Annotated in this window: 15 protein-coding genes and 4 tRNA genes; 12 read left to right on the top strand and 7 right to left on the bottom strand. The window is 40.9% G+C overall.

The features are described from left to right. The first annotated feature begins 8 nt into the window (after positions 1–8). The 3 genes from C9J47_RS04190 (at position 9) to C9J47_RS04180 (ending at position 3,384) form a co-directional block, all read left to right on the top strand. Positions 9–1,103, top strand: a complete 1,095-nt coding sequence (locus tag C9J47_RS04190) for a DUF2955 domain-containing protein (protein WP_107252379.1) — start codon at positions 9–11, stop codon at positions 1,101–1,103. A 148-nt stretch (positions 1,104–1,251) separates the two neighbouring features. Then, positions 1,252–2,064, top strand: coding sequence for a glycosyltransferase family 2 protein (locus C9J47_RS04185; protein WP_107252378.1), 813 nt, complete (start codon positions 1,252–1,254; stop codon positions 2,062–2,064). Between the two features lie 9 nt (positions 2,065–2,073). Further along, a complete protein-coding gene (locus C9J47_RS04180) occupies positions 2,074–3,384 on the top strand; it encodes an LssY C-terminal domain-containing protein (RefSeq protein WP_107252377.1) in 1,311 nt (436 codons plus the stop codon). Positions 3,385–3,448: 64 nt separating this feature from the next. Here the strand turns inward: C9J47_RS04180 and C9J47_RS04175 are convergent, their stop codons facing one another. Beyond that, positions 3,449–4,105, bottom strand: a complete 657-nt coding sequence (locus C9J47_RS04175) for a CAP domain-containing protein (protein WP_107252376.1) — start codon at positions 4,103–4,105, stop codon at positions 3,449–3,451. Between the two features lie 1,040 nt (positions 4,106–5,145). Here C9J47_RS04175 and C9J47_RS04170 point away from each other — a divergent pair. Continuing rightward, the gene (locus C9J47_RS04170; RefSeq protein ID WP_107252375.1) at positions 5,146–6,675 is read left to right on the top strand and encodes a DUF1800 domain-containing protein; all 1,530 of its coding nucleotides are present in this window, start codon (positions 5,146–5,148) and stop codon (positions 6,673–6,675) included. Positions 6,676–6,679: 4 nt separating this feature from the next. Further along, entirely contained in the window at positions 6,680–7,999 is a 1,320-nt protein-coding gene (locus tag C9J47_RS04165) for a DUF1501 domain-containing protein (RefSeq protein WP_107252374.1), read from the top strand. A gap of 77 nt (positions 8,000–8,076) precedes the next feature. Here C9J47_RS04165 and modC read toward each other — a convergent pair whose 3' ends face one another. The 3 genes from modC to modA are packed head-to-tail and all read right to left on the bottom strand — an operon-like array spanning position 8,077 to position 10,732. Continuing rightward, on the bottom strand, positions 8,077–9,210 hold the full coding sequence (gene modC / locus C9J47_RS04160; RefSeq protein ID WP_170107455.1) for a molybdenum ABC transporter ATP-binding protein ModC: 1,134 nt from the start codon (positions 9,208–9,210) through the stop codon (positions 8,077–8,079). A gap of 11 nt (positions 9,211–9,221) precedes the next feature. Continuing rightward, a complete protein-coding gene (gene modB, locus C9J47_RS04155; RefSeq protein WP_107242374.1) occupies positions 9,222–9,914 on the bottom strand; it encodes a molybdate ABC transporter permease subunit in 693 nt (230 codons plus the stop codon). A gap of 38 nt (positions 9,915–9,952) precedes the next feature. Beyond that, the gene (gene modA, locus C9J47_RS04150) at positions 9,953–10,732 is read right to left on the bottom strand and encodes a molybdate ABC transporter substrate-binding protein (protein ID WP_107252373.1); all 780 of its coding nucleotides are present in this window, start codon (positions 10,730–10,732) and stop codon (positions 9,953–9,955) included. 761 nt (positions 10,733–11,493) lie between these two features. Here modA and aspA point away from each other — a divergent pair. Then, positions 11,494–12,924, top strand: coding sequence for an aspartate ammonia-lyase (aspA, locus tag C9J47_RS04145; protein ID WP_107242376.1), 1,431 nt, complete (start codon positions 11,494–11,496; stop codon positions 12,922–12,924). Between the two features lie 140 nt (positions 12,925–13,064). Here the strand turns inward: aspA and C9J47_RS04140 are convergent, their stop codons facing one another. Beyond that, entirely contained in the window at positions 13,065–13,964 is a 900-nt protein-coding gene (locus tag C9J47_RS04140; protein WP_107252372.1) for a LysR substrate-binding domain-containing protein, read from the bottom strand. Positions 13,965–14,349: 385 nt separating this feature from the next. On the opposite strand from C9J47_RS04140, the gene C9J47_RS04135 reads away from it, so the two are divergent. Beyond that, positions 14,350–15,528 (top strand): dicarboxylate/amino acid:cation symporter, encoded by a 1,179-nt coding sequence (locus C9J47_RS04135; RefSeq protein ID WP_107252371.1) that lies wholly within the window; start codon positions 14,350–14,352, stop codon positions 15,526–15,528. Between the two features lie 85 nt (positions 15,529–15,613). Continuing rightward, positions 15,614–17,299: an NAD-dependent malic enzyme gene (locus C9J47_RS04130; protein ID WP_107252370.1), complete on the top strand. Its 1,686-nt coding sequence runs from the start codon at positions 15,614–15,616 to the stop codon at positions 17,297–17,299. A 143-nt stretch (positions 17,300–17,442) separates the two neighbouring features. On the opposite strand, the gene C9J47_RS04125 is transcribed toward C9J47_RS04130, so the two are convergent. Then, positions 17,443–18,453 carry a manganese-dependent inorganic pyrophosphatase gene (locus C9J47_RS04125; protein ID WP_107252369.1) on the bottom strand — a complete coding sequence of 337 codons (1,011 nt, stop codon included), beginning with the start codon at positions 18,451–18,453 and terminating at the stop codon, positions 17,443–17,445. Between the two features lie 223 nt (positions 18,454–18,676). Further along, the gene (locus C9J47_RS04120; RefSeq protein WP_107252368.1) at positions 18,677–19,594 is read right to left on the bottom strand and encodes a M14 family metallopeptidase; all 918 of its coding nucleotides are present in this window, start codon (positions 19,592–19,594) and stop codon (positions 18,677–18,679) included. A gap of 311 nt (positions 19,595–19,905) precedes the next feature. On the opposite strand from C9J47_RS04120, the gene C9J47_RS04115 reads away from it, so the two are divergent. From C9J47_RS04115 to C9J47_RS04100, 4 genes are all read left to right on the top strand, one after another. After that, positions 19,906–19,996 (top strand) — tRNA-Ser (locus tag C9J47_RS04115). A gap of 45 nt (positions 19,997–20,041) precedes the next feature. After that, a tRNA-Thr gene (locus C9J47_RS04110) sits at positions 20,042–20,117 on the top strand. An 18-nt stretch (positions 20,118–20,135) separates the two neighbouring features. Continuing rightward, positions 20,136–20,220: transfer RNA gene (locus C9J47_RS04105), tRNA-Tyr, on the top strand. A gap of 48 nt (positions 20,221–20,268) precedes the next feature. After that, positions 20,269–20,343: transfer RNA gene (locus tag C9J47_RS04100), tRNA-Gly, on the top strand. Positions 20,344–20,800 lie beyond the last annotated feature (457 nt).

The raw sequence follows: 20,800 nt of genomic DNA, 5'->3' as shown, positions 1-20,800 counted from the left end.
AATCGATAATGAAAACAATGCGCATATGGTTCGGTTGTGTCGCGGGATTAGCTGTAACATTATTGTTTGGTTGGTCTTACGGCTTGTTTGCCGCATTATTACCCCTATTTGTTCTAACACAAATTGACCAATGGAACTCAGGCATATTAATTCAATTAGTGTTGGGGATTGTTTGGGTAAGCATACAGGTCACCTTTATTGTGGGGTTCTTCCAGCCTTATCCCGTATTGATGACGCTAGCTGTTGGCATTCTATTAATGGCCAAGTGCATTGCGATGACCCATAAAAGTAGTTACTTATTTGGCTATACAGGGTTATTAATTGGCTCGATTCTACTCAATTTCGGTAGCTTCAACAGTTTTGATATTGAAGAATTTGTAATGGGGCTATGGGCTTCAGCCCTTGTTACCGCGCCTATCGTGGCGATGGCATTGTATTTATTTCCTGAAAAATCGCCGTCACCGTTGGTTGGTATTTCGTCTGCAGATTCCATAGAAAAAGAGAACGCGAATACCTCAAATAAAGAGGCTTGCACTTCAACAGCAAGTGAGAGAAAAATACATATCAGTAACCAACGTAAAGATGACATTGGTAGAGTACGCCAAGCAGCATTAGGATGGATTGTGGCAATGGCTGCATTCATCTTATTCCAAGTTGCTGATTTAAGTGATTCATTATCGGCACAAGCATCCATATTCATCGTTTTAACCCCTATGACTTTAATTGGTTCTTTAGGGGCGGCAAAAATCCGTATTATTGGTACCTTTTTAGGCTGTTTAGCCGGCATGATGGTGCAGTTAAGTTTATATACACTTTCTAATAACGGAGTATTATTTTTAATGGCGTACGCAATCGTAGCAGGTATATTCTGTAAGTGGTTAGCATCAGGAACAATTAAAGCCAGTATTGGCTTTTCTGCAATGTCTGCTTTAACGGTGCCTTTAACAACATCGTTTGTGCCTGAGCAGCAAGACGCCTTTTTTTCAATCTGTTACCGGTTCAGCTCTATATTTGTTGCAGTTATAGGCACGTCACTTGCTATCTGGATAGGACACCATCTGTTGGTTCGTCTTATCCAATTTAAAGAGCCTCAATGTAACTAATCTAATCGCTATTCCCCTAGCTAAAACCGTCTTATACCCTTAAATAACGTCAATAAGGGCTTGATGAACGAAATATGAATCAAGCCCTCACCTTTTATTCAGCCCTTCTCTTTCATAATCAACTCCATAAACACTAAGGAGATAAATTATGAACGCTATAAGTATTGTTGTTATTACCCTAAATGAAGAAAAACGTATTGGTCGCCTTCTGGATGATCTCAGCAAACAAACTCACCAAGACTTTGAAGTGCTTGTGGTTGATTCAAACAGTACCGATAACACATGTGACGTTGCAAAAGGCTTTGCTAAGGCCTTACCTGCACTTACTGTTCACCGAATGGACAATAAAGGTACAAGCCTAGGTCGAAATACCGGTGCTAGCCTTGCAAAGCACGAGCGACTGTTATTTCTTGATGCCGATGTGCGTCTTTCGCCAACATTTCTAACCGATGCATTGCACAAACTCGATAAGAATAAATTAGAAGTCGCTGGCGTGTACATGGGTGCAGACGATCTATCACTAAGCTATCGTCTTGGCTACGGCATATTCAATGCTGGTCTATTTGCTACATCATTCTTCTTCCCTACGTCTGTAGGTGCATGTTTGTTTTCTACCAAACGGGTGCACAACGAGATTGACGGGTTTGATGAAAGTATCACGCTATGTGAAGACTGTGATTATGTAAAACGTGCAGCAAAAACCTGGCGCTACCGCATGTTGCCCGTCACGTTTACTTTCGATCCACGCCGCCTTGAACAAGAAGGCTTCATCAAAATGGGCTTAACCTATTTAAAAGCGAACGTACGCCGTTTATTTTTTGGAGAAATGCGTAATCAAGAAATGGAATACAAGTTCGATAATTACAACGAAAAGACGGAGTCAGAACAACAGCAACAGCAAACGACTAAAACGCCAGATCCTAAACAAGCACAACCTCAAACAACTCAACCAAATCACTAAGGCGTAGAAATGGAATTTTCATGGTGGTGGTTCTTTGGTGGAAGTTTTCTAGACGCATTAATTGGTCCTAACCTCTTCTTTCCCGGAGAACCCTTCCTATTAGCGGCTGGATATTCGCTTCATAATGGTTTCACTTCAGGAACAATCTTTGTTCTATTAGGTGGTTTTCTAGGCGACCAGATTAGCTATTATATTGGTCGGTATCAGGGGTATAACGGAAGGCGCTGGCTAACACGCAAAATGCCTAAAACACGCCGCCCCTTTGCTAAAGCCAAACTCGCGCTTAATAAACGAGGGCCACTAGTGGTTGCTGTCGCGCGGCTACTTGGTCCTGTTGCTTGGATCATGCCTTTTCTTGCAGGAAGCTACGCAATGTCATGGACTGTCTTTACGCTTTATTCATTCATTGGGTTGTTACTGGGTGTCGGTCAGTTCGTCATTCTTGGCTATATGCTCGCGGCGGGTATCAATTTATTGCCCGACATTACACCAATCACCCTGTTTTTATCTGAACACAGTTTACTGATTATATCAGTCACTATTGCCACTGTTTGTAGCGCATTTTTTTATCGAAAAAAACATAAAAGTAGATGGCTTGGCATTGCAGCATGTTGGATTGTTGTTTTATGTGGCATGAACTACGTACACTTTTTTATCAGTGATGTGTATGCATACGAATCCCCCATCTTAAAAAACAACGAGTATTCTGAAACGTTCGACAGCTTGAAACTAAATAAAACAACGAACCTACAAACCACAGCCGATTTAAGCACCTTGGAATATAAAACATATCCGGGTTTAGCACCAGTCTACCAAGCGCAACCCATTAATGTTGTCTTAATTGGCAGTAAGCCAAATACCTTGATGAAAGAGTTAGGTTGGATTGAGAATAAGACATTCTCACGAGACAATGTCTCAATGAAGAAATACTTATCTTTGATGGCGCAAGATTTACCACCTATTTCTGATTTGTATTGGAACCAGCAACCACAATGGTCAGCTTACCAACAAACGGGCAACCTGCTACAACGTAACCACATTCGGTGGTGGTATGTCGGAACATTGACAACAACAGGCGAACAAATATGGCTAGGCGCAATCAGCTACGATAACCATTTAAAGGTTGCTCACTATAAAGGCATCATTACAGTGCTACATGCCATCGATCCGGATGTTGATGTTGAGCGAGATAGCCTCGCTCAACATGCAATAAATAATGGATGGCAGGTTTCTTTTGAGCACTTTGCAAGCCCTGCTGCATTTTCAAAAAGTAGCCACTACTTCAGTGATGGACAAGTCGCTGTGATTACCTTGATATAATTCAATTGATGTAATTCAATTGATGTAATTGAAATCGCAAGTATCAGCCTATTTTAACAACAGGTTAGCTACGAGGCTTTGCAAACACCTGAGTCCAATAAATACCATACTGCGTCGATGAGTTAGTCACAAATGATGCGCCCATCTGCGTAAAGTTTGCACTCATGATATTTAAACAGTGACCAGGGCTGTTAATCCATGAGGTCATAACCTCATCAACATCTTTCTGACCTGCTGCAATGTTTTCACCGACAGAGCTCCATGTATAGCCTTGAGCGGTAACACGTGTACTAACACTTGAGCCGTCTGAACCTGTATGGCTGAAGAAATTATAATTTGCCATATCATTTGAATGTGTATAAGCCGCTTGTTCTAATTGTGCATCCCACGTTAACGCAGGTACTGGTGGCATAATTGTGCCACCACAATCTTGTTGTGTCGCACGTGCAGCATTCACTGCAGCCAGCATTTCACCTTGAAAACCAGTATCAGGCGCTGGTGGAGGCAGAGGTGAAGGCTCTGGTGAAGGTGCCGGCGTTGAACCACTGCCACCTTCTGGATTCGTACCGCTACCATTACCGCTATCAGGTACACTACTGTCACTACCAGTATTAGAATTTGCACCAGATGAAACTTGACTGCTATCAGAGCCGCCAGAACCACCAGAACCGCAACCAGCTAACGTGAATGTAGATATAAGTAATAATGATATTAATCGCATGAGTACTTCCAATATATTTGTAATAGTCTTGGTGTATCAGTAGACAAATTAAACAATAGTATTATTGCGTTTAATTAGAACCTAATGATTAAATAAATATAGGCTATTTTTCTACCAATATATGAATTGCACAAATAATATACTTCTTTTCTATCTAACAATTCAATCCCAGCCCCCACTTAAACTAAAATCCTGACAAAGCCCTGACAGGAAACACATCAACAAAAAACGTAAACCACTGTATTGCAAATCAAAAATGCAACAAAAGAAAAAACAAAAAATAACGACAAAGAATATGAATTAATAAATTAAATATAATAGTGATGTAGACAATTAAAATTCTACATTTAAACAAACATCACAAACCAACAAGACAAAAAATAACAATAAAAAAACCACACAAACAAAAGACAATAAAACAAAATAAGAAATTACGTTTTAAAATGGGATAATCATTAAATCTCAAAAATAACTTACCGTCTCAAAACTGATACAAGCTGTTGATGGTACTCACTTTTAAAATCATATAGAAAATTAAATACAGCCTCTATAATCACTCAAAAAAAACAAGATACAAACCAGAAACTCACATTTTCAATAATTCGAAAATAAAAAGTAATACTGAATTTAACCTGAACACTCGCCAAAATAATGACTCATCATTCACCATATATCAAAAAAAAAAATAAACAAATTTAAAAGTAAAAAAAACGCCACTAAGTCATTCATGCAATTTAAAATCATAACCTTTATTCCAACATCGAAATCACTGTCACTATATATCTGATTTTATGTTGATTTTAAACATCAAATGCAATAAGAATATTAACCTTTATAACCATGCACTTAGCATCTTAAGTAAGTCACCTAATAAAAAACAACTCGCCATTTAAATGACACATCAGCGCCAGAAGTACAACATTATAATATTATTCTTAAAAATTTAAGTCTCATTCTCTTTAACGCACTACTCTTTAGAATAATGCGTGCTTATCTATACAACAGAGCCTTTAAATAATGACAGCCAGAAAGGAATCACCATGACCGATACCACAATCTATAGTGATGACAGACAACAATGCGCCAAATTTCTCTATCGAGGATCGTTTGGACCTCAACAAGGCGAGATTGACCAACTACAGCAAAATGGCTTTGATGCTTGGCTTAACCAACAGTTTTCATCATCCCCCTCTTATCATTTACCTAAAGCACAAGCTTTTGCTCTTTTGACCAATGATGATGTGAACGACAACATGCGTCTTGGGGCATGGTGGCAATGTGCACTTGAAGCGAATGATCAACTACGTCAGCGTATGGCCTATGCGCTAAGCCAAATTTTTGTAGTATCTAAACACGGCATAGGTAACCGACATGCCGGATTAGCCAATTACTACGATATCTTAGTGGGACACGCTTTTGGTAACTTTCGAGATATTCTAGAAAAAGTAACACTCAGCCCAATGATGGGCCGCTACTTAACGCTTGAAGGTAGTCAAAAAGCCAACCCAGATAAAAATACCTTTCCAGACGAAAACTATGCAAGAGAAGTCATGCAGCTTTTCTCGCTAGGGTTATGGAAGTTACGCGGTAACGGGAAGCCTAAGCTTGATACTAAAGGAAATAAAATTCCGACTTACACCCAGCATGATGTAGAAGAGCTGGCACGGGTGCTTACTGGCTGGCGCCGTACAAACGATTTAGACCCTATGTATGCCGATAACAACAGACATGATACAGACGAAAAAATTGTACTGAAAACACGCTTTGCAGCAGGTCAAAGTGCCGAGCAAGATCTGCAACAAGCACTCGATGTATTATTTAACCATGCTAATACCCCCATGTTTATTGCAAATCTATTGATTAAGCGTTTTGTAACCAGTAACCCACGTAACGGTTATATTTCACGAGTGGCAAAAGCGTTCAAAGATAACGGTGAAGGTATACGAGGAGATCTTCAAGCAACACTAAAAGCCGTACTAACCGATGCTGATGTCTTTAAGGGTAGATCAAATGCTGCAGGCAATGGACGTAAAGCCAGCAAACAGCACTTTGGCTTATTAAAAGAGCCTATTATTACCGTTGCCAACCAAGCTCGAGCATTGAATATGACATCCGTCGGTGAGCGTTGGTGGAACTTTCAAGGAACAGAAAATAATTTAGGGCAAGCACCACTCGCCGCTTCCAGTGTTTTCAACTTCTACACCTCAGATTTTGCCCCTCAAGGTGAAATTGCCGATCTTGACCTGACAGCACCTGAATTCAACATACTGACAACCGATATAATGCGACGGATCCACAACCGCTTCTGGAGTAATATTCTTGCCTACAAAAACACAAAAGATAATCATTGGGTTTGGAATCGTTCTGAGTATGAACAACTTGAAGCATCACCAACCGATTATGTTGCATTAATTAACGAGCGATTTTTTGGGAGCTTAATGTCTGATGAACTAGCGGCCTATCTAACCGATATGCTAATCAACAAAATAAGCCCAACACAAATAGATAATCGAATTCAAAGCACACTGTATGTTGCTGTAACATCACCTGAATTTTTCTGCCAGGAGTAATCACATGAAATTATCTCGTCGACACTTCTTAAAAGGCAGTGCAGCATTAAGTGCAACAGCAGCAACGCTTCCTTCAATCACTTCTGCCGCTGATATAACAACAGCGCCATCAGATCATAAAGCATTAGTCTGCGTATTTTTGTTTGGCGGAAATGATGCTTACAACATGGTTGTACCAGTAACAGACAACGCCTATACCAACTACCTTGCTGCGCGGCCTGATCTAGGACTAAAACTAGACGAAATCAACACAACAGGCTTACTAACAGACAATGATATTGAGGTTGGTCTTCATCATGCGATGTCATCATTACTGCCGTTATTTCAAAACGGTCAAGCCACTGCGTTAGTCAACACAGGTCAGTTAATACAGCCAACAACGCGCAGTTTAATCGACCAACATATCGTAGAGCTGCCTGAGTTTTTAATGGCCCACAACATGCAGCAAGAAATGTGGCAATCAGGTGCAAAAAACTTGGCTAACCCATTAGGTTGGGCGGGTCGAATGATGGATATGTTAGGTTCAAGTGGCGACATATCACCTTTAATATCGATAGGCAGCGATAAAAAGCTATTACGCAGTAAAAATGCAAATCAAACTATCATCAGTAGTGCTGGGGTTGGCAATTACAATGGAATGAATACCGATGTACGTATTGATGGTTACTTTAACCACTTTACCCAACGCGATTACAATAACCTATACATGCGAAACTATTCTGACCGCATGGAAAAGAGTATTGCTGAAAACGAAGCATTAAAAGTCATTCTAGATAAACACCCAGCTAACGCAGAATACCCTGAAGGTGGCTTAGCCTCACAATTAAAAATGGTCGGACGTTTAATAAAAGCGCGTGGTGATCTAACCCACCAGCGACAAGTGTTCTTTGTTGGTATGGGCGGTTTTGATACCCACAAAGATCAAAAAGTGCCACATCATAATCTATTAGCACAACTGAGTGATTCTCTTGCTGCGTTCAATACCGATATGGAAAATGAAGGATTAGCAGAGCAAGTTACCTGCGTCACTATGTCTGATTTTGGGCGACGAGTACAAGCAAATGCGTCGGGTACGGATCATGGTTGGGCTGGGCATCAAATAGTCACAGGCGGTGCGATATCAGGCGGAAAAGCCTACGGACAATGGCCAGACCTGACCTTAAACAGTGAAAATGACTATAACAAAGGACGTATCATCCCGGGTATTGCAGCCGACCAAGTTAACGCTTCACTGTGTAAATGGTTTGGGCTTAATGACGCCCAAATACTGGAATTATTCCCTAACCTTGTACATTTCGAGCCTCGTTATATCGATTTTATTTAACAAACAAAGGGGGTATATTCTTCTTGGCAAAAAGAATATACCCCCCTTTTTCTCAAATCACTTTAGGCCGTGTTGAGTTACGCTAAATCATCTTTCGTTACACTCACACCTTTGATCTGTGCATATACTTCATCACCGACTTTTAATGCTAATTCATCTGCAGCCCAAAGCGTTATATTCGCCCAAAGATGAGTTTCACCAACTCGCAGTTTAATCTCTACTTTTTGATCATCTTTAATGTGGTGAATTTTATCAATACGAGCCAGTAACACATTTCGAATACTGGTTTGTTCTGGTTTCACTCTTGTTAAAGAAACATCATTTGAGTGAATACGTACTCTTATCCACTCACCCCGTTCTTGATTCAGTCGACTCACCCACAAATAGGCATTATGGCTAAGCATGACTTGCGTTAACGCATATTTAGGGTGATTGAGATTTACACGGGCTGTTAACAGCGAGCTTTGCTCTTTTGCTGGTAACCAAGGTCGCATTTCAAGCGAGCCCCACACGCTATTAACATTGCCAGAAACGACAACTTTCCCTTGGTTGATCATTACCATGTGATCAGCCAAACGTAATATTTCATCAAGACTGTGGGTAACGTATACAATCGGGGTATTCACTTCTTTCGCTAACATTTCAAGGTATGGCATTAGTTCCTGTTTACGCGGTAAATCTAACGATGCTAGTGGTTCATCCATTAAAAGCATGTCTGGCTTTATCAGTAATGCTCGCCCAATCGCCACCCGTTGTTTTTCCCCACCCGATAAAGAAGACGGGTAGCGATTTAATAAATGTTCAATACCTAACAAGGTCACAATATCATTGAAATGCTCAGGATCTTTATGATCGCACCCGTAATGTAAATTTCCCATTACCGTGTAGTGAGGAAATAATCGAGCATCCTGAAATACATAACCAATACGTCGCTTTTCGGGTGGCAGAAAAACATTATTTGTACTGTCGTATAACACCCGTTTTCCCAACGATATGTAGCCTTCATCAGGGCGAGTTAACCCACTTAGAATATTAATAAGGGAGGTCTTTCCTGCACCAGAACGACCGAATATAGACGTAATCCCTTGCATCGGTAGCTCGACATTCATATCAAGATCAAGATCACCAAGTTTCTGCTTTACGTTTATGGTCAAGACATCATTAGTAATACGATCTTGTTTTTTAACTGTGGCTACATGTAATGGCGACATTTTCTGACTTGTTAGCATGCTGCCTCCAAACGCTTTCGAGCAATACGCGATAACCATTCAGACACAACCAATGAAGCCAGTGCAATGACAATAGCGATAATACAGAGACGAGCAGCTTCATTTTCAGCTCCTGGTGTTTCAATAAAGGAATACATCGCAAGTGGAATGGTCTGTGTTTCACCTGGAATATTTGACACAAAGGTAATCGTGGCACCAAACTCACCCAAAGCACGAGCAAAAGCCAAAATGGTGCCCGTCAAAATGCCCGGTAATGCTAGGGGTAACGTAATGGTGAAAAAGACTTTTAACGGGCTAGCGCCCAGAGTGCGTGCCGCTTGTTCAAGTTTTATATCAACACTTTCTAAGCCTAATCGAATTGAACGCACCATTAACGGAAAAGAAACCACCGCCACAGCTAACGCAGCTCCGCGCCAACTAAAGCTAAACGTAAGCCCGAACCATTCATATAACCATTTCCCTAGCACACCTTGGCGACCCATGGTGAGCAAAAGCACATAGCCAATAACTACAGGTGGTAGCACTAAAGGAAGATGTATTAATCCATCTAACATCGACTTACCAATAAACTGGCAACGAGCCAACACCCAAGCACATAAAATACCAAATGGCAGGCTAAACAACACCGCTATGCCTGCAATTTTCAAGCTCAGTAATAGTGCTTGTAACTCATATTCAGTTAACACTCAATTCTAACCCCAACATCATTTTTGAACATAAACGATTATTTATTTACACCAAAGCCGTACTCAGTAAACACATCAATTGCCTGTTTAGACTGAAGGAATTGATAAAAGTCGATAACTGCTTTTCGTGACTTATCTTTAACAATAGCAACAGGGTATTCAATAGGTACATGTGATGATTCAGGAATATCAGCAACAATTTTTACTTTTTTAGAGACTAACGCATCTGTCTTATACACCATGCCAAGTAACGCTTCTTCACGCTCTACCAATGCAAGTGCCCCTCTTACATTGTTCGCTCTTGCTAACAAAGGTTCAGCTTGTTGCCATAACCCTAAATTTTCTAGCGACTCTTTTGTATAGCGCCCTGCAGGAACATGCGCGGGATCCCCTGTTGCTAAACGAGTTCCATCTAAAGCTTGTTTAATATTCCAAGACGCGTTGATAATTACATGATCATCAGGATAAGACTTAGGTGCAACCATTACTAATGAATTAGTTAATAACTGGTGTCGAGAATCAGCATCCATCACGCCTTGTTCAAACACATAATCCATCCATTTATTATTAGCAGATAAGTAAATATCTGCAGGTGCACCTTGCGCAATTTGGCGTGCTAACGTCGAAGATGACGCGAAGGACATTGCCGTTTTCACTCCAGTTTCATCTTGATATATATCCGCAATCTCGTTCATTGCATTGGTTAATGACGATGCCGCAAAAATCGTTACTTTTTCAGCAGCATGAACGGGCGTAATTGAAGAAAAGGCCGCTGCAAATGAAACAACTAACACGCTAAGTTTCTTACTTACCCACATATCCTATCCTCTAGTATTTACAATTCGATATATACCTTACTACATATCGATATTAAAAACGAACGCTCTCACCACGTTTAGTGGTTAGCAGCTGCTTAAAAGGGCATTTTTATACTTTGAAGTATGATTTTGACGTTACAAACAAAAGAGACGGCTAATTTAACCTCAGATCGGGATAATTGAAGCCGCTCAGCAGTGCCCTTTAACGCCTCACTGCATTAAAATCATCGCAATAGACTAATCGTTTGAAACCAATTAATTTTAGACTTTCTTATCCTAAGTTGAGGTTAATTAAGCTAATGTCGGTAAGCCCTGCGAATACTAAAGGCTTCATTGGGTAATGACTCAACTTGGTTTAGTAACAAAGGAGCAGTTCGTGATATTGAAATGAAGCTAAGAAAAACAGTTTCTAAACTGGGGATTTGTGTATAAGAAACAGCTGTTGGGGCCATCCATAAAATGGATGGCTAATTATAACACCGAAAATATTATAAAAATCCTGGAGAAAAAAAATAAGCAGCATATATAATCGAAATATTAGCAAACCAATTCGATGATAATCAACGTGACAAAAATAACTATGTGATAATTAGCTCTGGCCAAGAAGTTAATAAGCTAGTGGATAATTTACGATTTCAGATCTATTTAAATAAATACCATCCTTATGCAATAAAAGTATCGTAACATACATTTAAGCATTTCACTTTGGATTGTGAAAAGACCATTGTGTCGGTGTCTTTTCATCATCAAAGGTAACGGCTATGACCAACAACTCTAATAAGGTACGTATTGAAGAAGATCTACTAGGTGAACTGGAAATTCCGTCATCAGCTTATTACGGGATCCACTCTCTGCGCGCCTATGAGAACTTTTCTATCTCATCGATGACAATTTCAGATGTACCTGAGTTTGTTCGCGGTATGGTTTTTACTAAAAAAGCAGCCGCCAGAGCAAACATGGAACTAGGCACTATCCCTAGCGATGTTGGCAAGTACATTATTGAAGCCTGCGACTTGATCATCGATACCGGAAAATGCATGGATCAGTTTATCTCGGATGTATACCAAGGCGGTGCCGGTACTTCCGTCAACATGAATGCCAATGAAGTGATCGCCAATGTGGCACTGGAACTGAAAGGTCACGAAAAGGGCAAGTACCACATCATCAACCCGAACGATCATGTGAACAAGAGCCAGTCGACCAACTGCGCCTATCCAACAGGATTCCGTGTTGCTGTATATAACAGCATCATCAAGATGATCGGTTCAATCGAATATCTTCAAGCAGCCTTCGATGCAAAAAGCGAGGAGTTCCAAGGCATCCTGAAAATGGGCCGAACCCAACTGCAAGACGCCGTACCAATGACTGTGGGTCAGGAGTTTCATGCTTTCAGCATCTTGCTAAAAGAAGAAATCAAAAACCTAAAGTATGCAGCCTCTCTGCTTCTGGAAGTGAACCTTGGTGCTACTGCTATTGGTACTGGTCTTAATGCACCTGCGGGTTACCAGGAGCTGGCTGTAAAATACCTTGCCGAAGCAACCGGACTCGACTGTGTACCGTCTGAAGATCTGATTGAAGCCACTTCTGACTGTGGTGCCTATATCACCGTTCACGCTGCGCTAAAACGTCTGGCAGTCAAACTGTCTAAGGTCTGTAATGACCTGCGCCTGCTTTCTTCCGGCCCACGAACCGGTCTTAACGAACTAAACCTGCCTGAAATGCAGGCCGGCTCTTCGATTATGCCAGCCAAGGTTAACCCGGTTATTCCTGAAGTGGTAAATCAGGTTTGCTTTAAAGTTATCGGCAACGATACGACGGTCACATTTGCCGCTGAAGCCGGTCAACTACAGCTCAATGTGATGGAACCGGTGATCGGTCAGGCTATTTTTGAATCCATTGAATTGCTGAACAATGCTTGTATTAACCTTGCCGACAAATGCATCAAAGGGATCACAGTAAACAAAGAAGTGTGCGAAAGCTTCGTCTTTAACTCTATCGGTATCGTTACCTACCTGAACCCGTTTATTGGCCACCACGAAGGTGATATTGTCGGTAAAATCTGTGCTGATTCAGGTAAAAGTGTTAAAGAAGTGATATTGGAACGCAAGCTACTAACAGAAGAACACTTGGACGAAATATTCTCCGTGCAAAACTTGATGCACCCTGAATACAAAGCAAAACTATATAACTAATATAGATTAGAAATAACACCAACAATAAAAGGGCTAGATACTAGCCCTTTTAATTAATTCTTTCCCTTAGCTTGCATTGAGCCTATATATTCCAAATAAACGCTTTCATGCTTGATGGAAGTTTAAACTTCACCTGTTAATTAGCCATTCAACTCTTTTATCGGGCTCACTTTACTTAACTCGTTCCACATAACTTCACATGATGAGTGCAGCTTAGAATAATAGCGATAAACATACAGATCTAATGGAACTGGCTCTCTCTCTGTTAATATTTTCAATTGGCCAGATGCTAACTCTTCTTTTATTGCATAATCAGGAAGCCAACTAATTCCTTTACCTTGCAAAACTAAAGCCTTAATAAAATCAGTCATTGAAGATGAACATACCGTATTAGGGGTAAGTTTGGCATTGGCTCGATGAAGCGCTCTTCCCATATAGCTCTCAGGAGTATAATTCAAACATGGGACATCATCATTATTTTCCAGGTCATAGAGCGTATTTCCACTTTCATCCACAGCTGAAACGCAATACAAAAAACTACGGCCAAGATATATTGATCGATACGGGGCAACTTGCAGCCTATCTTCATAAAATGAGAATAAAAAGTCGCACTTTCCGTCTATGAGTAATTCAACGGCATCATCAACTTCATTGGCATCAACAGATAAACTTGTATTCAATTTTGGGTTAAACAGACAAGAATGTAATTTAGGCAGCAAGCTGATAGCAACGGAGTGTGCAGAGCTCAACCGCACAGTATGCCTACCATGAAAAGAGCTTCCTGCTAAACGACTAACTTCTTCATCTATTTGATGAATAATAGATTGCGCTGTGGTTTTAAACTGCTTCCCGCATAACGTCAGTTCGATAGGTGATTTACTGCGATCAATCAAGATTAAACCTAATTCTGCTTCAAGCGATTTTATTCGTCGGCTAAATGCAGGTTGAGTAACATTGCGGACAGTAGCTGCATGGGAAAAATTTTGTAGTTCAGCAAGAATAAGAAAATCTTGTAGCCATTTTGTTTCTATATTTTTCATTAATCTTCCTCAATACTATAAATTCTACTGCCGTCATAATCCAAAATCACCCTTTATGAAAATAAGTGCTTATATAGAATTATAGGCCATTAGCCGGTGGCAGTAAGGATCAATTAGTTATGAGCATTTGTCTATTAAGTTGATCGCATACTTTAAATTTAGTCTGATGCTTATTAATAACCAAGTCTTTCTTTTCAGCATTTCCCAAGAATGACAGATAATAATAATATCCAGTTGTAACATTATAAGAAAAACACAACCATTGTATTAACAAATGCAATGAGTGATAAAAACAGATTCAATATTAACCTCTCGATCCAAATTAGAAACAAGTCAACATATTATTATAAGAAACTCGTATCCTAATAAATTAAAGGTCAATAAAATGAACTTAATCATTAAATTACTGTGTGGAATATTAGTAGGCATACTGATGGGTATGTTTGCACCAGATGTACTTATTCAAAGTCTTGTTACTGTAAAGTATTTAGTTAGCCAGTTAATTAAATTTACCATCCCCTTATTAATACTCTTCTATGTCACCAGCGGTATAGCAAGCCTGCCAAAAAACTCTGGAAAACTATTGAGTAAGACAGTTGGCCTTGCTTATATGTCAACGTTAGGTGCTGGTATTTTTGCGTTCATGGTAGCCAAGAACCTCTTCCCTATTTTACTTGAGGGGGCAGGCCAACTGCCCGAGGCTCAAACCGCTCTCGCTCCATTTTTAGCAATTCAAATTCCGCCACTAATGAACATAATGACGGCGTTGACTATTGCCTTCATGTTTGGTCTGGGTATATCCACAACCGGAGCTGATCAGCTGAAAAAAGTCAGTGATCAGGGCCGTGATATCATTGAACTGTTTTTAAATAAAGTATTAATTCCGGCACTACCTTTTTATATCGCTGGTGTATTTGCCGATATGACAGTAAAAGGCACCGTATTTGCCACTTTGCAAACCTTTAGCCTAGTGTTACTTGCTGTCGTCGCCATGCACTGGGTTTGGTTGACCTTCCAGTTCATCACTACAGGTATTGCTATACAGCAATCCCCATTAAAGATCCTTCGTACCATGATGCCAGCCTACTTTACCGCTGTTGGTACCATGTCTTCTGCCGCGACCGTTCCGGTCACTTTGCAACAAACTAAACGCAATGGCGTATCAAATTCAATTGCCAATTTTGTCGTGCCATTGTGTGCCAACATCCATATGTCAGGCTCGGTGATCAGTATCGCAAGTGTAGCTGTAGCAGTCATTCTTATGACAGGTGCAGGTGCTGTACCAAGTCTGCTCGAAGCCCTACCGTTTATCGCGATGTTAGGTATCACTATGGTTGCAGCACCGGGTGCGCCAGGTGGTGCAGTTATGGCTTCTGTCGGCTTGCTTGGCTCAATGCTTGGCTTTACCGAAGAAATGATTGCACTGCAAATTGTTCTTCACTTAGCACAAGACAGTTTTGGTACCGCCTGTAATGTGACCGGTGATGGCGTGATTGCCCTGTTGATTGACAAGATGTCTGGCGAAGCAGAAGAAGGATTGGAGCTGGTAGAAGAAACAATCTAATCAGGCTTTAATTTATTCATTGAATATCACAATAAGAGTTGTTTCAGGCAACTCTTATTTTAAAAATAAACAGGATCGCGGTTAAATGTACGAAAATAATAAAACGTTATACCTCCCTTATGCAGGCCCTACTCTGCTAGAAAATGCCCTACTCAACAAAGGCAGTGCATTTTCGCCGGAAGAGAGACAAAACTTCAGCCTGATGGGACTGCTACCAGCAGCAATCGAGTCCATTACCGAACAGGAAGAAAGGGCATACAGCCAATATCAAACTTTCAATGATGATATGGATAAGCATATCTACCTACGCAATATTCAAGACACCAACGAGACTCTCTACTATCGTTTGATTGATAATCATATCGAAGAAATGATGCCGATCATTTATACCCCGACGGTAGGTGCTGCTTGCGAAAAATTTTCCAATATTTATCGTCGTGGCCGTGGTCTGTTCCTTGGCTACCCCGATAAAGGCAACATCGTTGACATCTTAAACAACGCCGCTCGTCAGGATGTGAAGATTATCGTTATTACCGATGGCGAACGTATTCTTGGTCTGGGCGACCAAGGCATTGGCGGCATGGGTATTCCTATCGGCAAACTGGCCCTATATACCGCTTGTGGTGGTATCAATCCTGCCAACACCTTGCCAATCGTATTGGATGTTGGCACCAATAATACTCAACTTTTATCAGACCCTATGTATATGGGATGGCGCCATCCACGCATTACCGGGCAGGAGTATGATGACTTTGTAGAAGAATTTATTCAGGCAGTAAAGAGCCGCTGGCCAAATGCATTAATTCAGTTCGAAGATTTTGCTCAGAAAAATGCCATGCCTCTACTCAACCGTTATAAAGATAAAGTGTGCTGCTTCAATGATGATATTCAAGGAACAGCCGCTGTTACCGTAGGCAGCTTACTTGCCGCCTGCAAGGCCGCCGGTTCCGAACTTTCCGAACAACGTATTACCTTTGTTGGTGCTGGTTCAGCTGGTTGCGGGATTGCTGAGGCCATTGTGGCACAGATGATCGCCGAAGGGCTAAGTGACAGTGCTGCGCGCGCGCGTATCTTTATGGTTGACCGCTGGGGACTACTAACCGACAACATGCAAAACCTACTAGACTTCCAGCAAAAGTTAGCCCAGAAAAGTGCCAGCGTCAGTCAGTGGAATGAGACTGGTAACATTTCGCTGCTAGATGTAGTAAGCAATGGCAAGCCAACAGTCCTGATCGGGGTTTCCGGTGTTCCCGGCCTGTTCAGCCAAGAGGTGATCATGGAAATGCATGCCCACTGTAAGCGCCCGATTGTGCTTCCGCTATCAAACCCTACCAGCCGCGTTGAAGCAACACCTTCAGACATTATTCGCTGGACAGAAGGTGATGCACTGATCGCAACAGGCAGCCCATTTGATCCTGTTATTTTTAATGACAAAACCTATCCTATCGCCCAGTGCAACAACAGTTATATTTTTCCTGGCATTGGTCTTGGTGTTCTGGCATCCGGCGCGACCCGTGTCACGGATGAAATGTTGATGGAGAGTAGCCGTGTTTTAGCCGAATGTTCACCGCTTGCCCAAAGTGGCAATGGTGCTTTGCTGCCCCCTTTAAAAGATATCCATCAGGTTTCTCACTGTATTGCTCTGGCCGTGGCCAAAAAAGCTGTTGAGCAAAATAAAGCGCCCCAACGTACAGAAGAGCAATTACTTGAAAAAATAGAAAGTTATTTCTGGAAGCCGGAATACTTAAAATACAAGCGTACTGCGCTATAAGAGCCTCTTAATGCTAGGGGCAGAGAATTTACACACAAAACCTGAATGCACTTGATAGTTGATTTCGGGCTGTAACCAATAAAAAGAGGCTGCTATTTTAAACAGCGGCCTCTTTAATACCAAGATACTAATGGGTATAAGCCTTACTCGGCTTCGATTGCTTGTTGAATTGCAGGGCCAATCTGACGCTTACGTGACGTAACACCATCAAGAGATAACCACCCTTCTTTAACATCACTGTCGAACGCTAATGTTGCTACCGACAAATCAGCGGCATCAATCCACAAAAGGTTAGCACGCTTATTCTTTGTGTCGGTTACAGAGAAAAAGAGGTGATCAAGTTGATTAGCCTCTTTGTATGATTTCATGGCAGTAACAAACTCATCACGTCGATCAAGCAATTGCTGGGCGGTTAATGTTTCAGCGACACCAATACCCACTTTCTTACCACCAAATTCAAAGTTTTTATAATCCATTGTCAGGATATCTTCAGCGCTAACATGGCTTAGGTCAGATTTAGCTTCCAGCATTTTTTGACCAAACGCTTCTATATCTTTGATACCAGCTTGCAATGCCATTTTTTCAGCGTAAGTATGATCATAATGAGTGGTCGTAGACGATTGGAAAACAACAGTATCAGATAGAATACCCGCTAGAGTTGTACAAGCGACGGACTTTGGTAATTGAAGATTTAAACTTTCAGCGCGATCAGCCAAAATGGTCGCAGCAGAACCCCATGCTCGAATATCAATTGCAGCAACTTGAGACATATTAACGGGTTTTCCACCAATCGCATGGTGATCGATAATGGCAACAATACTGCTTTCATTTATGCTTTTATGCAATTGCGTTTTTTGATTAAAATCGACTAAGCCTACGGCTTTCTGGCTAAAATCATTCAGCTGTATTGGTGCTACTGCTTGGCAATATTCCAAGACAAATTGGCTTTCAGGATTAATAGCTTCTGGTACAACAGCCGTACCACCATAAATATGAGCAGCAAGTATTGCTGAGGTCATCGTATCTGTATCTGGACTTAGGTGTCCCGTCCATACCAAATTATCAGTGTTATTTTGTGAAGGGGCTGACAATTCAAATGCTGTCGCACTAGAACTTGCCAGTACCATTAGCACGAGCAGTTTGTTCATTTTCATGACTCATTCCATTACTATCATTAAATTTTGTAGATGGAATATATGCGCTTTTTATTACATTTAAATGAAACAAATACTGGTTATATCGTGTGAATCCAATACTTTGTTTATAAACGAGTTAGTACTTTACTTTTGAAAATAACATACATTTCTTTCACTTATAAAAAAAGCCGCTATTAGCGACCTTTGTAGATTCAGAATGAACGAGATAACGATAACGTAGCTACATTACACTTTTAATATAATTAAGCGCACCCGTTATTGCTGCAACTTGTGCGTTGTTACACTCCTCATCATTAACCAGTGGGCTATCAGGGTAAACTTCAGTCGTTGTCGCGTACGTACAATCAGTAAAACCACTACACAGCCCTAACGCTTTGGTTGCGTAGTTAATAACACCCTCTTGCGTTATAGGCTCGCCAATGATGTTGCCATCAGCATCTGCAGGAGCAATATGAGTCACTTTTCTTACTGATTCAATAATGGCTTTTTGAAATGCATCCATTGGGTTTTCAGCATCACCCACTAAATAAAAACCATCAGGAATAATGTCTGCGTCGTACTCAATACCATTGCGAGCAGCCAGTGCAGGCCTAAATTCAGACTCATCAGAATCGGTCGTTTCATGTAAATCAATATGCGCCATAATACTTACATCAAGTGAGGCTACAAATTGCATTAAAGCAGCCGATTCTTCTGAAGGGCTATCTTTATAAAACGAACGGTTAGGATCGACAGTGTTTGGATTCCATCGATTAATAATTTCGTAACCCCAAGGGCTAACACACGGTGCAACAACAATATTAAATGTGTCGCTGTAGTTCTGAACTTCAGTTTCTAGGAATTTAATTGCACCGTGTACGCCGCTTGTCTCATAGCCATGCACGCCACCTGTGACTAAAATTGTCGGCTTAGTCAGATCCCACTCTAATGATTTAACAGCAAAGAGTGGGTATTTTTCGACGTCGTAAGAAAGCGCACCGTATTGAACCAGTTCTAAGCTTTTTTTAAGGGGCTCAAGTTTAGTAACCACTTCCTCAAGGTAAGAGCGCTCTATCGTCTGGTTTGCTAACCAAGCCGCTTTTTCTTCTGCTTCCCATTTTTTCCCAGGAGTACCAATCGAATATACTAAGCCAGTCATTGTTTTTCCTTTTTATAATCGTTTTTACAACAGCTAAAGAGCATAAACATCCTTGTCGTTTTAGGCAATTGCTTTAATAAAATGACAAACCCACTCATATATACCTCAAGATGCTTGGTATAAAGGCTTAAACCACCCAATCTATCGCTTGAAATTTATCCTTTACGAATACTTATTTAATCTTAACTAAAATAAATTGACCAAATCAGAGCGATTTAATTGCGAATACCTCCAAATGGTTTACATATTAGCCGGTTAGAAATGTAAGGGGTTTACAACACAATCGGTATTCACTATTATTCTTCGCATCAGGAGAGATGGCTGAGTGGTCGAAAGCACCGGTCTTGAAAACCGGCAAGGGTTTATAGCCCTTCTAGGGTTCAAATCCCTATCTCTCCGCCATATTGGTATTTAGGCGTAAGCGTGAATACAAACAGAATAAAGTGTGCCGACTTAGCTCAGTAGGTAGAGCAACTGACTTGTAATCAGTAGGTCACCAGTTCGACTCCGGTAGTCGGCACCATTTATTAGTAAAACCCCTGGAGGGGTTCCCGAGTGGCCAAAGGGATCAGATTGTAAATCTGACGGCTCTGCCTTCGAAGGTTCGAATCCTTCCCCCTCCACCATCTACAACTTTGTTACTTTGTAAGCGATACGCTTTTAAGTCACAAATTGCGTGCATCGTATAATGGCTATTACCTCAGCCTTCCAAGCTGATGATGCGGGTTCGATTCCCGCTGCACGCTCCAATAATTCTTCAAGAAAAGCCCACACTTAGGTGTGGGCTTTTCTGTATGCAGTAAAAATACGGTAAATTTAGAAATGCCTGATCTTCTCAAGAAAATTACTACAACCCCTAACTATAGTAAGTAATTACAAAAAAGCAAAATAGCCTACCAACACATAACATTGAGCAACTACGAGACAGTAATCGGATCACATTGGCTAGTTGGTACAGTCCCTCAAGTGTTGCATTAACCTTTCCCCTCCAGCCAGAAAATCGAACTCGATTATAAGAATCTTATAAATCAAACAGTTAATAAATCACGAACAGAACATAATCTGCTTTAGCTTTACCAAACCCCAAAAGAGGACTATAATCCTCTTTTGGGGTTTATTTATATCAATATAATCACTCTGTTCTTCTAACATAGAATTCTAAAATGCCGAAACACATAAGCCTTTCTTAAAGTCAGATAAATAAGC

Source organism: Photobacterium indicum (genome assembly GCF_003026215.1).
GTDB classification, from domain to species: domain Bacteria; phylum Pseudomonadota; class Gammaproteobacteria; order Enterobacterales; family Vibrionaceae; genus Photobacterium; species Photobacterium indicum.
The sequence above is the reverse complement of the archived record's forward strand: the minus strand, read 5'-3'. Positions and strand labels throughout refer to the sequence as shown.